This is a genomic window from Streptomyces sp. NPDC090045 (genome assembly GCF_044747975.1).
Lineage (GTDB): Bacteria > Actinomycetota > Actinomycetes > Streptomycetales > Streptomycetaceae > Streptomyces.
Map to the genome: position 1 here is coordinate 70,229 of NZ_JBIVFA010000002.1, position 11,966 is coordinate 82,194.

The following is an 11,966-nucleotide window of genomic DNA, read 5'->3' on the forward strand; positions in this document are numbered from 1 at the left end:
ACGGTCCACCTCACAGTCCGGTACAGCATTCACGTATGACCCCGCCACCTTGCGGCCCGGCGCGTGCGGCCGGCAGGGCCGTGGGGCCGCACCCGGGGGAAGCGCCCGGTGCGCTTTCGGGCAGCGCGGTGTGCGGCGGGCCGGTCCGCGCCGTACGTCGCCGGCCCTCGCCGTACGCCGCCGGCCCTCGCCGTGCGTGCCGGCTCCCGCCGCGCGGTCAGATCAGCCCGTTGCGCAGGGCGTAGCCGACCGCGTGCGTGCGATTGCGCAGCTGCAGCCGCGTGATGATCTCGTGCAGCACGTTCTTGACGGTCCGTTCGGAGTACGAGGTCTTGCGCGCGATCTCCGAGGTGTCCAGGCCCTCCGAGACCAGGCGCAGCATGTCCGCCTCGCGCGAGGTCAGCGTGGACAGGGAAACGGAGTGCGGGTCGAGGGTCGAACGCTGCAGGCTGCCCACGTGGTCGAGGAGTTTCGCGAGCAGGTCGCCGGGCAGCACGCCCTCGCCGTTGGCTATCGCCAGGACCAGGCGCAGGAGCCGGTCCTGGTCGGCCTCGGTGCGCCGCAGCACCGCGGTGACCCCGCATTCGATGGCGCGCTGCAGGGCGTCCCCGGACTCGAACGTGCCCACCACGAGCCCGGTGCGCGTGGCGGAGTTGTGCCGCAGCCGGTACAGCAGGGCGGCCGTCTCGTCGTCCACGCTGTCCACGGCGACGAGCGACACCTGCGCGCCGTCGGCGTCGGCGACGTCGACGAGTTCGATCTCGCGCCGCTGGCGCAACTGGTGGACGACTCCGACGTGCAGGACCGGGTCCGGTGCGTACACGGCCACGGTGACCCGTTCGCCGGCGCCGGATGAGGAGGCGGGTCCGTAGTTCTCAGTCTGGGTCATGTGTCGTACCTGTTCCATGATGCGTATGTGGGGCCACGGATGGAGAGGAATGGTCAACAGGGGTTTGCGTACCCGTAGTTGATGAGCGTCTGTGGGGGCATCGGGGTTGCCCGGGGCGTTGCCCTCGCGTCCGTGGATGCGGCCGGGACGGCGGCGTAGCGTCGAGGCGTGATATCCCCTGCTGCCTCTTCCAGCCCTGGCGCGCCCGGCCTCGACATCCCGCCGGTCTCGGTGACGCCGGGCGGTACCGCATCCACCACCCTGACCGTCCGCAACGACAGCGACATCGTCGAGGCGTACCGCCTGGAGGTCGTCGGCGACTGCGCTGCCTGGACCACGGTGGAACCCGAGCGCGTCTCCCTCTACCCCGGCACCTCGGAAACGGTGACGATCCGTCTGGCGCCGCCCCGTTCGCCGCAGGTGCGCGCGGGGGACGTACCGCTCGCCGTGCGCGTGCTGCCCACCGAGCACCCCGAGGCCGTGCGGGTCCCCGAGACCACCGTACATATCGAGGCATTCCGGGAACTCCGGGCTGAGAGCGCTCCCAAACGACGCCGCGGTTGGCTGCGCGGACGCTACCGACTGGCCGTGCGGAACGAGGGCAACTGCCCCGTGCAGCTCGGCTTCACGCCCGCCCAGCCGGGAGAGGAGCTGAAGTTCGCCTTCACCCCCGCGGTGCTGAAGCTGGAGCCGGGGGAGTCGGCGGAGGTGGGACTGCGGGTCCGCACCGGCAGCCCGGTGTGGTTCGGGGCGCCGGTGACCTGGCCGTTCACCGTGGAAGTGGCCGAAGTCGAAGCCGCAGCCGGTGACAGTGCCGCAGGCGCAGGCGCAGGCGCAGGCGCAGGCGAGGACGGCAGGGAGCGCCCGGAGCAGGAGCGCGTCCGGGCCTCGCTGGACGCGGAGTTCGTCCAGATCCCGATCTTCCCGACGTGGCTGCTCGCGGTGCTGGCCGCACTGCTCGCGCTGCTGCTCGCCTGGTTCCTGCTGGTACGTCCGGCCGTGCGCAGTACGGCCAAGGAGGCCGCCGACGAGGCGGTCCAGAAGAAGCCGACGCCCAGCGCGGACCTGAACGGGCAGACCCCGGTGACCGGCGGCGGCAAGCAGCCGGGCGGCGCGGGCAAGGGCACCCAGCCCGGCGCGGGCGGGGGCGGTACGGGAACCGGTACGGGTACGGGATCCGGCGGCGGCGGAGGCGGCGGTACGGGAGGCGGCGGGCAGCAGAGCTCGGCCACCATCGACCTGCAGACCGGCGGCGGGCAGAGCAAGACCGGCACCTACACGGTGCCCGCGGGCAAGGTCTTCGGGATCACGGACATCGTGGTCGCGAACTTCCAGGGTGACGAAGGCGTGGTCACCATCGACTTCGGCGACCGGAAGATCACCACGATCGCGCTGGAGACGTTCCGCAACCAGGACTACCACTGGGTCACCCCCATCAGCATCGCCGAGAGCCAGACTGTGACCGTCCAGGTGACCTGTGCGAAGCCGGGCACCCCGGCCACCGGCCGTCAGGCGCAGGAGTGTCACGAAGTACTCAATGTGAGCGGAGTACTGAGCGACCTCCGGTGACCGGGCGGCACGGACATCGTCGGTCAGGTTGCACGCCAGGGCAAAGGGGGCCCTTTGCCCTGGCGTCCGGAAATCGGTACTCCTGAGTAGCGAACGGACGTTCTCCTCGCTACCGCGCGCTTTCATTTCTGCAGCGCCTGGACCGGTTAACGCGGGTACGCAGGGCACCAGATGACGAAGCGCCAAAGATGGCCTGTTTTCGACTCTCCCTTTCGGTCCGGTCAGTGCGTGGGAACTCCCATCACAAGGTGTGGGCCGCAGCAGCTGATCTCCTGGCATATTGCCCGGAAACGTGCACCGGATGGCACCGTGCGCGACACGGTGCGAAGCCCGATCCCACAGCCCTTGGACATGGCAATCTGCTCGCCAGCGCAAGGGTTTGGAGCGGAGGAGAGCACGTCTCGTGGGTGTCACTGTCAATCCCACCGTCAGCAGGCGCCGACTGGGTTCGGAGCTGCGTCGGCTTCGGGAGATCAGCGGTATGACGACGCAGCAGGTGGCGGCACGCCTGCTGATTTCCCAGCCGAAGATCAGCCTGCTGGAGAACGGCCGCCGCCTCATCAAGCCGCGCGACGTGCGGGATCTCTGCGGGCTGTACGGAGTCCGGGACCAGCGGCGCGTCGATCATCTGATGCAACTGGCCAGGGAATCGGGCCGGCAGGGCTGGTGGAACGCCTACGACGACATCCCGTACGGCGCCTACATAGGCCTGGAGGCCGAGGCCGCCACGATCCGTATCTATGAGCCCTTGGTGATCCCCGGTCTGCTGCAGACTCCCGCCTACGCCCGGGCGGTCATCGCAGGAACGATCCCTCATGCCACTGCCGAACAGACCGCCACACGCCTCCAGGTACGGATGCGGCGCCAGGACCGGCTGCGCGCGCCGGGCAACCCGCTGCGGTTATGGGTCGTGCTGGACGAATCGGCGCTGCGGCGCGCGGTGGGCGGCCGCGAGGTCATGTGCGAGCAGCTGGACCATGTCGCCCGCCTCAGCGCTCAGCCGCACATCACCGTTCAGGTCCTCCCCCACGGTGTGGGTGCGCACCCGGGTGTCTCGGGACAGTTCTCGCTGCTCGATTCACCGATGCCGCCGATGCGACCGTGGTGTATCTGGAGAGGTTCACCAGCGACCTTTATCTGGAGAAACGATTTGACGTGTGCCGCTACAGCGACATGTACGCGCACCTGCAAGCCCAGGCACTGAGCCCGGACCGTACCCGGAACTTCCTTGGGGACGCCGTCAAGGCGCACGCGGGCACGGACCCCGCTGAGCCCCTGGACGGAGTGTCCAGGGGCTCAGCCGCCGGACGGCGGACCGGGTCGAAGACGGTCACGCCTGCGACGGGCTAGTCCTGTCGGGGTGTCGCACCTCGCCGGTTCCGCTTCATGGCGAAGAAGGCCGAGCCTCCGATGAAGGCGAACGCGGCTGCGGTGGCGGTCATGATGCCGGCCTCGCTGCCCGAGCCGGTCGCGGCGAGGTCTGCCGGCGCCGCCTTCGGCTGCCGGTCGGTGGCGGCGCTCACGTGGGCGAAGTTGACGCTCTTGGCGGTGTGGTCGGGGCGGAACTGGCCCAAGGCGTCGTCGAGGCCGCCGGGCAGGAAGTCAGCCCACGGGGGCTTGCCCTGGTCGGGGCCGTCGTGACCGTGGCCGGGCGGCTTTCCGTGGTCGTCGTCGTGACCGTGGCCGGGCTTGCCGTGGTCGTCATCGTCGTGACCGGGGCCGCCCTCGTGGCCCTCGTCGTCCTCGTCGTCGTGACCGTGATCGTGATCGCCCGAGTCACCCTTTTCGCCCTTGTCACCGCGAGGCCCCTTGGGCCCTGCGGGTCCGGCCGGTCCAGCGGGTCCAGCGGGTCCGGCGGGTCCGGCGGGTCCGGCGGGTCCTACGGGGCCGGCAGAACCAGTGGGTCCGGCGGGGCCGGGAGCGCCGTCAGGGCCGGGTGCACCAGGGGCGCCGGGGGCACCAGGGGCGCCGGGGCTGCCGGACGGGCCGGGTGCACCAGGGGCGCCGGGGCTGCCGGTCGGGCCGGGGGCGCCGTCGGGGCCGGGTGCGCCAGGGGCGCCGGGGGCTCCGGGTGCACCGGGGCTGCCGGTCGGGCCGGGGGCGCCGGGGCTGCCGTCGGGGCCAGGGGCTCCGGGTGCGCCGGGGCTGCCGGTCGGGCCGGGGGCACCAGGGGCGCCGGGGCTGCCGGACGGGCCAGGTGCACCAGGGGCGCCGGGGCTACCGGACGGGCCAGGGGGGCCGGGCTCACCCGTCGGGCCGGGAGAGCCGGTGGGGCCGGGAGAGCCCGTCGGGCCAGGCGAGCCAGTCGGTCCGGGAGGTCCGGGCGGGCCGGCGGCGCAGGTCGGCCTCGTAATGGTGTTGTTGTCCATCGTGACCGCGGCATTACGCGCCAGGGCGCGGCCTTCGATCACGGCGCTGTTGTTCACCGTGATGGAGTCCATGGCCAGGATGGTGCCCTTGAACTGGGTGGTCGTGCCGAGGGTGGCGGAGGTGCCCACCTGCCAGAACACGTTGCAGGCGTTTGCTCCGTTGATGAAGGCCACGACACTCGACGAAGCCGTGGTCAGGGTCGAGGGGATCCGGAAGATGAAGACGGAGTTGGGGTCGTTCTGGCCGTCGAGGGTGACCGTCCCGGTGAGTTGCAGGGACGGCGGGGACGCCGGGGCCGTGTAGACGCCGGGCCCCAGCGTCAGTCCGCCGATCTCGTCCGAAGCGAGAATGGTCCCGGGCCCCCGGCCTGCCGCGTCGTCGTAGGCGACGACGAGGTCGGACTTCGCCTGAGCGGCGGCGGCGTTGGGGGCCACGCGCGTCACTCCGTTGACGGTGCCGGGCGGGAAGCCGGTCACCGATGTGCCCGGATAGAGCCCCAGGTCGCCGTTGATGACGGTGGGGTTCGTGTTGGTGACCGTCGAACCCGCCAGGACCCCGTAACTGGCGGTGGTCCCCAGCAACACCGGGGCTTCTGCGGCGTGGGCGAGGGTCGGGACCAGGGCGGCCGACGCCATGAGCGCTGCGGGGAGGAGGGCAAAGGCTCCCCGTTTGAGCAGGTTGCGTTGAGGGCTTGCGTCGGGTGGAGCCGACCGGATGACATCCAATGCCATTGCAGGACCTTTCTTGTTGCTTCGGGTCCCGGACCTCCCGAAGGAGGAACCCGAGCTCCCGCGACGATGGCGACTCAGGGCCGCAAGTCCCCCTGCCTGCGCCGGTGTGCAGGCTCCCCTTGCGGGGACCGAGAACGACTCCCTGCCCGAGGTAGTGATACGCCGTCACGCGGGAGTAGTCACGCATATTTCGCAGCAATAGGCCGCAAATAAGAAAAAATGGTTCATTTGAGTGGCGCAATGTCAGAACCGCCGAACAGGCGGGGGCACCCCATCGGCCTGCCGGCTCGGGGCGGGCTCAGGCGGGCTCGGTGCAGCGGGCGACTTCGCGGCGTGATCCGGCAAGGGCGCAAGGCCACGCAAGGCCGGGCAGCCCCCCGTAGAGGGCCGCCCATCGTCGACGAAAGGCGAAGTCAGGGCCTGACCAGGTAGTACGGCTGGTGGCCCGCCTCGTGGAGGCGGTGGGAGAAGTCCTGCCACCCGTGGAGCAAATGACGGGCCCGTGGCCCTGACCTGGGGTTTCCCTATGAAATGTGTGCTGACCAGCGCGGCGGTGGCTGCCGGCAGATGTATGTGAGTCTGCGGGCACGGTGAGGGTGTAGCCGTTGCCCGCGCGTAGATGCCCGAGCCCGTCGGGGCGAGGTGATCGTATGTCCCTCGGGAGAGGGTCGGCTCTGCGGGTGAGGCGCAAGCTGCCGGGGGCCTGGTCGTAGGTGAAGGTGCCGGGCTCTGGGTGCCGGCTGTGGTCATCGAGGTTGCCCACCGTTCGCCGCTCCTGCTGGCAAGTTGTGGCACGGCCTTCCGTCATCCGCGCCATTCGAACAGGACGAGCGACGCATCGTCCGAGGTGGTCTCGCCGCGTGCCCTCTTGAGGGTGTGGGACAGGTCCCGGGCCACCGCGCGGATCCCGTGGTCGGCCTGCTCCAGCTGGTTCACCCAGTCGATCAGCTGCTTCTCGCCGAACTGCTCCTGCCCGGTTTCGTGTTCTTCGATCAGGCCGTCGGTGAAGCAGAGGACGCGGTCGCCAGGCTCCAGCTCCACCGCGCTGACCTGCGGCTGGGCCCCTCCGAAGCCGACAGGGAGGGTCGTGGGGCTGTCCAGACGGCGTACGACGCGATGCGCGCGGATCAGCATCGGCGCGGGATGCCCCGCGTTGACCCACTGGAGGCGCCCCGTGTCCGTGTCCAGGCGCATCATCTGGGCGGTCACGAAATGGTCCGGGTCGAACTGCTCCGCGACGGCCCGGTCCATGAAGAGGTAGATCTCGGACAGTTCGATGCTGATCCGGCGGGCGTGGCGGTACGCGCCGATGGCCACCGTGGCCATCGTGGCCGCGTCCAGGCCGTGCCCCATGGCGTCGACCATGGCGAGGTGCAGGACGTCGCCGTTCAGGGCGTAGTCGAAGCTGTCCCCCGCCACGGCGTAGGCGGGCTCCAGAACTCCGGCGACCGCGACGTGCGGCATCACCATCGACAGCGGTGGCAACAGGGACCACTGGATCTCCGCAGCCACGCTCATCGGTTCACCGCGGCGGGTCCGGAAGAAGAGGTCTGTGTAGCCGTTCTTGGTCTGCAGCAGGTCGGCCGCCAGGCCCGCGATCCTGCGCAGGAGGCGGCGGCTGTCGTCGTCGACCCCGTCCAGGGTGACCGCGAGCACCCCCACCTGGTCGCCGCCGTCCAGCAGTGGCAGGTGGACCCGTACGCCATCGGGCGTCAGGACTTCGACGGGGCGTGACTCCAGGAAGCACCGGCCGGCTTCGGACCGGTCGATGGGCAGCGGATCACCGGCGGCCACGCCGTCGGCGGGCAGGGGGACCAGCTGTTGCTGTCCGTAGTCCTGAAGCAGGATCTGCGGGTCACGTCCCCCCATGCGGGCCATCGTCTCCGCAACCAGCGGGCCGACCAGATGGGGTGGCAGCTCGTGCGCCCCGTCCAGGAGCACCCCGAGCAGTTCCTCCCCGAAGCTCTCCGAGCGGTCCGGGTCCGCGCGGCCTCCGACGGTCATCCTGTTGCCTCCAACCAGGCGGCGGGCGGCGTCCGGCTGCACGGGCGGCGTGGCTTCCAGGATGCTCCCCGGCGACCGGGCCCGCCACACGGCTTCGATGCTCCGCCCTCAAAAACGGCACTGCCGGGGCGCGCGCCGTCGCTGCCGCGCGCCCCGGCTCGCATCGGCCGATGATGGGAGTACGGCCGAACACGCGGAGCTGACCATGACCGGGTGGCGTGTCAGGGACTACACCCAGGACGATCTCGAATCGGTGCTCCGAGTCGACGCCGAGAGCGGCACGACCGAAGAGCCACCGCTCTTTCCGCTCTCGGACGCCGTGGCGGCCCTCCAGGCCCTCCACCCGGCGGTGGTGGCCACGGCGGACGACGTGGTGGTCGGTGCCGCGGTGAGCAGGGTGGACGGTGACCGGGCGTGGATCTTGCGCATCAGCATGGCGCCCGCCTGGCGGCACAAGGGGCTGGGCAGTGACCTGATCACGGCCTTGGAGCACCGGCTGTTCGCCGGTGGCGTCCGAACGGTGCACGCGGTCCTGCCCGACGGCGAGACCGGTGCCGCCGCCCTGTACAACTGCGGCTTCGGCGCCCGTCCGGGCCTGGTCTTCTTCGAGAAGCGCGGGCGAGTGACCCCTCAGGCGGTCAGCATGCTCGCGTCGCTGGGAGCGGAACTGCCGCCCGGGGGACTGTGGCAGAAGGTCGCGGGCATGCACCGAGAGAAGGAGCTCATCGAGCGGCGCCTGGTCCTGCCACTGGCCCATCCCGAAATGGCCGCCCAGCACGGCGTGGAGCTGCCGCGGGCCGTGATGCTGTTCGGGCCGCCCGGAACCGGCAAGAGCACGTTCGCGCACGCCATCGCCAGCCGCCTGCAATGGCCCTTCCTCGAACTGTTCCCCGCCCGGCTGGCCGCCGAGTACGGACTGGCGAGCGGGCTGAACCGGCGCTTCGACGAGATCGCCGGGCTCGACCACGTCCTGGTCTTCATCGACGAGGTCGAGGAGATCGCCGGGACCCGCAGCGGCGCGGACGCGACCGCGGTCGGCGTCGTCAACGAACTGCTCAAGGCGATCGTCCGGTTCCGGGGCCAGGACGGGCGGCTGCTCGTCTGCGCCACGAACGACGTGACCACGCTCGACTCCGCGTTCCTGCGGCACGGCCGTTTCGACTACGTCTTGCCGATCGGCCCCCCGGACCACCGCGCGCGGACCGCGCTGTGGGAGAGCTACCTGGACCGGGCGGGCGCGAAGGCCGACAGCACGGCGCTGGCGGACGCCAGCGAGGGGTTCACCCCCGCCGACATCGCCCATGTGGCGCGCACCGTCTCCCAGGTCCAGTTCGAGCACACCTTCGACACCGGGACCCGGGCCCGCCCCACCACCGAGGACTACCTGCGCACGATCGGCGAGACCAGGCCCACGGTCAGCGCGGCCATGGCACAGGAGTTCGCCCAGCAGACCGAGACGTTCGCCCGCATCTAGGTGTGCTGTACGGATCAGGCCGGGCCGGTGGCCGTCTCCTCCTCCTCTGCCTCCATGCGTCGGATTCCCTCGTGGGTGAGGGTGACCATCGCGGGGGTGTTGCCGGGTTCCCAGTCGACGGTGATCAGTCCTTCGCCCGCCAGGTAGGTGCAGGCGGCGGCGAGGTCCTGTTCCGGTACGTGGAGGTCGCGCCGCAGCTGCGCTCCGGTGATGCCGAGGAGGCGGTTGCCCTCGACGGCTTCGTACAGGACCCGGAGCACCTGGTCGCGGTAGGTCTTGCGTTCGCGCAGTGTGGCCATGACCGCGTCCTTTCGTGTGTGGGGTGGAGTGGGTTCCGGGGCCGTCGGGGCTTCTCCGAACCGTCCTCTCAGATCTCGTCGGAGTGCGCGCCGGTACCGGTCGGGGTCCTGCTGGCGGCCAGCCACGAGCGGGCGGGGCCGGCGGGTGTTGCCGTGTCCACGGTGAGGTGGAGGCGGGTGTTGCCGTCGAGGGCGGGGTAGCTGCGCTGTTCCGCGCCTGCGAAACAGCGGCGGAGCGCCTCCGCGACCGCTCGGGCGGCTTCGGGCGTGTGCGCGATGATCCGGACCTCGGCGTGCCCGAGCGAGGGCAGTGTCTGGGTCTCGATGTACTTCACGTAGGCGTGTTCCCTTTCGGAGTGGTGAGAGGCCGGCGGAGCGGGGCGCCGAGGCGTCCCGCCCGCTGCCCCCGGTCGGAGGAAGGTCTGTTCCTCACCGGTCGACACCCGGATGGTGGGCTCGACGACCGGTGTCGTCCGGCAGGCCGGGAGGCCTCGGCAGGGGGTCACTGAAGCGGTAGGCCTCGATCCGCGCGTCGTGCTGGGCGTTCAGCAGGTGGATCCAGCGCATTCCGATGCCGATCATGAGGATGATCACTGCGATGAGGACGACGGTTTCCACGGAGCTCACCTCCAGCCGTTTCCGGTCAGCGGCAGGGCGCTTCGTCCCATCGGCTCCCCGAAGGGGGACATGCAGGCCCCGCCTTCGCCCTCCCAGGTGGCTTCCCGGCGGCGGGCGTCGCGGATGCCGCGCCCGATGACGGTCTCGTTGGCCATCAGGACGTCGGCGGCCAGGACGCTGCCCGGGATCGCGGCGGCGGCCATCAGCCGGGCCGCGGCCGCGGGCTCGGTCTCGGGCGGGATCACCAGGAGGTCCCAGCGGCCGACGGTGTAGGAGAGCAGGATCAGCTTGTCGGGATCCTGTTCGGTGAACCAGCCCACGTGCAGCACGTGCCCGGCCACGGCAACCGTGCGCGGGACGACCGGCCAGCGGCTGGGGTTCACGCTGACGCGGGTGATGCGCCCCCAGGTCTCGTCCAGAGCGGCGGCGAGAGCGGGGAGCTCGGCTTCGAGGTCACGTGAGTACGGCCACCAGGCACCGTCCAGCCGGCCGGCGAGGGTGGTCTGCGGCGTAAGGGACAAGCGGGCCGGGCGCAGGACAACAGCCGGCTGCGCAGCGCGGTCGAGGGTCGTGGTCATGTCGCGGACCCGTCCCCGGACCGTTCGCGAACGGCCCGGTGCAGTGATCGCCGGAAACGACGTCCGCGTGGGAGCGGGTGTGCGAAATACTCCCGGTCTCTTCACCGTACTCCGGTTCGCGATCCAGGAAGCCGCTTCTGACCAGGTATTTTCCGGCGCAGACGGCGAGAGCGGCGCAGTCGGTTCCCCTCGCCGCACCGTGCGGGTGGGCGGAGTACCGTGAAACGACGGAGACGCTCCGCAGCTCAACAGCCTTTTCGACGCCGCTGCCGGCCGTCGAACGGGTAGCCGCCGCACGGCGAGACAGGGCGGAATCACCATGGCCGCATCCGACAACCCCGCGCCTTTGAAGCTCCTCCCGGACGCGATTCACCAAGCGGTCAAGCCGGGCGCCGCCCTGCTCCGGCTGGAAACCACGCGGTCCCGCCAAGGACTCTTGGACGGCGCCTGGTGGCCGCGCTCCAGGGACGTCACGATCGAGCTGCCCGCATTGATCACGGCACTGACCGCGCACCTCGGGCCCATCACGCGAGTTGGCCTGGACACCTCCGCCTGGCAGGACGTCCCGACCCGTCTGGTCATCGACGGCCAAGTCGTGCACCTCGACGCCGACCCCGTCGGCGACGACACCGTCCTCGTCACTCGCGGCCACAACGACCACTTCGCCCTGCTGGTGGTCCCCCCGGACACCACCGCCGACGCCGCCCGCGAAGCGATGGCCCGCGCCGTCCGCGCCGACAACATCACGCAGGCCACTCAGATCCTCATCGCGACCACACCCGAACCTGGGGACGGCGCCGCCGAGGCGGCGGGCTGACCCCGAATCCTCAGTGGCCGAGTGGTGCGCCGGTCAGAGCCCCTCGTCGTGCAGGTCCTCCTCGCGCAGAAGATCGTCCTCGCGGCGGCGCGAGGTCTCCTTCGGGCCGGACTTCTGTCCCTTCTCGCGGGAGGACTTGCCGGGCTGGGGCTGCGCGGGGTCGCCGGGGCGATGGTGTTCCTGCGCCTCGCGTCCCTTGCCCGGCTCCTGGCGCTTGTCCTGCCTACCGTCCATGACGGTCACTCCTCTTGATGCGTGGGGTACGGATTCCCCCTCCGTTCACGCTGACACGCGCCGCGACGGTCTGCATCATGTCGACCGCGAAGCGAGGCACACGAGGGACGCCCCTCCCCGGTGCGGCGTCGTCGGCAGTACTTCGGGCACTCCGACCCCGGCTTCACCTTGCGTACCTGCACGCACCTGCTGCCGGCGAGCGAGGGGCGGACGCGGAAGGCGATCGACGCGGCCTTCACAGACGACGGCACCGAGGTGCGAGGCACAGCCGGGGCACATTCCTCAGCCGTGTGCCCTCAATGTGCCCTGGCCCGCCTGACGGCGACTCCTGAGCAAGCTCGGGCAGCTGCCTGAAAGGAGCTGCCCGAGCACACCGACAGACC

11 protein-coding genes and 2 pseudogenes are annotated in these 11,966 nt (G+C 70.7%); 5 read left to right on the top strand and 8 right to left on the bottom strand.

What is annotated here, in order from left to right; translation table 11 throughout:
* Nucleotides 1-217 precede the first annotated feature (217 nt).
* The gene (locus ACIPYQ_RS05190) at nucleotides 218-889 is read right to left on the bottom strand and encodes a response regulator transcription factor (RefSeq protein WP_361761649.1); all 672 of its coding nucleotides are present in this window, start codon (nucleotides 887-889) and stop codon (nucleotides 218-220) included.
* A 168-nt stretch (nucleotides 890-1,057) separates the two neighbouring features.
* On the opposite strand from ACIPYQ_RS05190, the gene ACIPYQ_RS05195 reads away from it, so the two are divergent.
* Nucleotides 1,058-2,458, top strand: coding sequence for a hydrolytic protein (locus ACIPYQ_RS05195; protein WP_401246287.1), 1,401 nt, complete (start codon nucleotides 1,058-1,060; stop codon nucleotides 2,456-2,458).
* Nucleotides 2,459-2,759: 301 nt separating this feature from the next.
* Nucleotides 2,760-3,808, top strand: a pseudogene (locus ACIPYQ_RS05200) (helix-turn-helix domain-containing protein).
* Here the strand turns inward: ACIPYQ_RS05200 and ACIPYQ_RS05205 are convergent.
* Together ACIPYQ_RS05205 and ACIPYQ_RS05210 are read right to left on the bottom strand one after the other, a co-directional pair.
* Nucleotides 3,805-5,463, bottom strand: coding sequence for an ice-binding family protein (locus ACIPYQ_RS05205; protein WP_401246290.1), 1,659 nt, complete (start codon nucleotides 5,461-5,463; stop codon nucleotides 3,805-3,807). The pseudogene ACIPYQ_RS05200 and the gene ACIPYQ_RS05205 overlap by 4 nt on opposite strands.
* 900 nt (nucleotides 5,464-6,363) lie before the next feature.
* Nucleotides 6,364-7,563, bottom strand: a complete 1,200-nt coding sequence (locus ACIPYQ_RS05210; RefSeq protein WP_401246293.1) for a PP2C family protein-serine/threonine phosphatase — start codon at nucleotides 7,561-7,563, stop codon at nucleotides 6,364-6,366.
* Nucleotides 7,564-7,768: 205 nt separating this feature from the next.
* Between ACIPYQ_RS05210 and ACIPYQ_RS05215 the strand changes: the two genes are divergently transcribed.
* Nucleotides 7,769-9,037, top strand: a complete 1,269-nt coding sequence (locus ACIPYQ_RS05215; protein WP_401246296.1) for an ATP-binding protein — start codon at nucleotides 7,769-7,771, stop codon at nucleotides 9,035-9,037.
* Between the two features lie 14 nt (nucleotides 9,038-9,051).
* Here ACIPYQ_RS05215 and ACIPYQ_RS05220 read toward each other — a convergent pair whose 3' ends face one another.
* From ACIPYQ_RS05220 to ACIPYQ_RS05235, 4 genes are all read right to left on the bottom strand, one after another.
* Entirely contained in the window at nucleotides 9,052-9,336 is a 285-nt protein-coding gene (locus ACIPYQ_RS05220; RefSeq protein ID WP_361761670.1) for a hypothetical protein, read from the bottom strand.
* 68 nt (nucleotides 9,337-9,404) lie between these two features.
* Entirely contained in the window at nucleotides 9,405-9,671 is a 267-nt protein-coding gene (locus tag ACIPYQ_RS05225) for a hypothetical protein (protein ID WP_030664179.1), read from the bottom strand.
* Between the two features lie 94 nt (nucleotides 9,672-9,765).
* Nucleotides 9,766-9,954 (bottom strand): hypothetical protein, encoded by a 189-nt coding sequence (locus ACIPYQ_RS05230; protein ID WP_401246299.1) that lies wholly within the window; start codon nucleotides 9,952-9,954, stop codon nucleotides 9,766-9,768.
* Between the two features lie 5 nt (nucleotides 9,955-9,959).
* Nucleotides 9,960-10,532 (bottom strand): DUF5994 family protein, encoded by a 573-nt coding sequence (locus ACIPYQ_RS05235; RefSeq protein WP_401246302.1) that lies wholly within the window; start codon nucleotides 10,530-10,532, stop codon nucleotides 9,960-9,962.
* Nucleotides 10,533-10,851: 319 nt separating this feature from the next.
* Here ACIPYQ_RS05235 and ACIPYQ_RS05240 point away from each other — a divergent pair, with 319 nt between their 5' ends.
* Complete coding sequence (locus ACIPYQ_RS05240; RefSeq protein ID WP_401246304.1) at nucleotides 10,852-11,349, top strand: DUF5994 family protein; 498 nt, start codon at nucleotides 10,852-10,854, stop codon at nucleotides 11,347-11,349.
* 33 nt (nucleotides 11,350-11,382) lie between these two features.
* On the opposite strand, the gene ACIPYQ_RS05245 is transcribed toward ACIPYQ_RS05240, so the two are convergent.
* A complete protein-coding gene (locus ACIPYQ_RS05245) occupies nucleotides 11,383-11,583 on the bottom strand; it encodes a hypothetical protein (RefSeq protein WP_401246307.1) in 201 nt (66 codons plus the stop codon).
* 138 nt (nucleotides 11,584-11,721) lie between these two features.
* Here ACIPYQ_RS05245 and ACIPYQ_RS05250 point away from each other — a divergent pair.
* Nucleotides 11,722-11,937: pseudogene (locus ACIPYQ_RS05250) on the top strand (hypothetical protein); the annotation flags it as partial.
* Nucleotides 11,938-11,966: the final 29 nt, after the last annotated feature.

Bases quoted from the DNA above. Each gene is read 5' to 3' on its own strand.
- ACIPYQ_RS05190 (WP_361761649.1), bottom strand. From the start codon at position 889: ATGACCCAGACTGAGAACTACGGACCCGCCTCCTCATCCGGCGCCGGC.
- ACIPYQ_RS05205 (WP_401246290.1), bottom strand. From the start codon at position 5,463: ATGGCGTCGGCCGCCCTGGTCCCGACCCTCGCCCACGCCGCAGAAGCC.
- ACIPYQ_RS05215 (WP_401246296.1), top strand. From the start codon at position 7,769: ATGACCGGGTGGCGTGTCAGGGACTACACCCAGGACGATCTCGAATCG.
- ACIPYQ_RS05240 (WP_401246304.1), top strand. From the start codon at position 10,852: ATGGCCGCATCCGACAACCCCGCGCCTTTGAAGCTCCTCCCGGACGCG.
- ACIPYQ_RS05220 (WP_361761670.1), bottom strand. From the start codon at position 9,336: ATGGCCACACTGCGCGAACGCAAGACCTACCGCGACCAGGTGCTCCGG.
- ACIPYQ_RS05210 (WP_401246293.1), bottom strand. From the start codon at position 7,563: ATGACCGTCGGAGGCCGCGCGGACCCGGACCGCTCGGAGAGCTTCGGG.
- ACIPYQ_RS05245 (WP_401246307.1), bottom strand. From the start codon at position 11,583: ATGGACGGTAGGCAGGACAAGCGCCAGGAGCCGGGCAAGGGACGCGAG.
- ACIPYQ_RS05235 (WP_401246302.1), bottom strand. From the start codon at position 10,532: ATGACCACGACCCTCGACCGCGCTGCGCAGCCGGCTGTTGTCCTGCGC.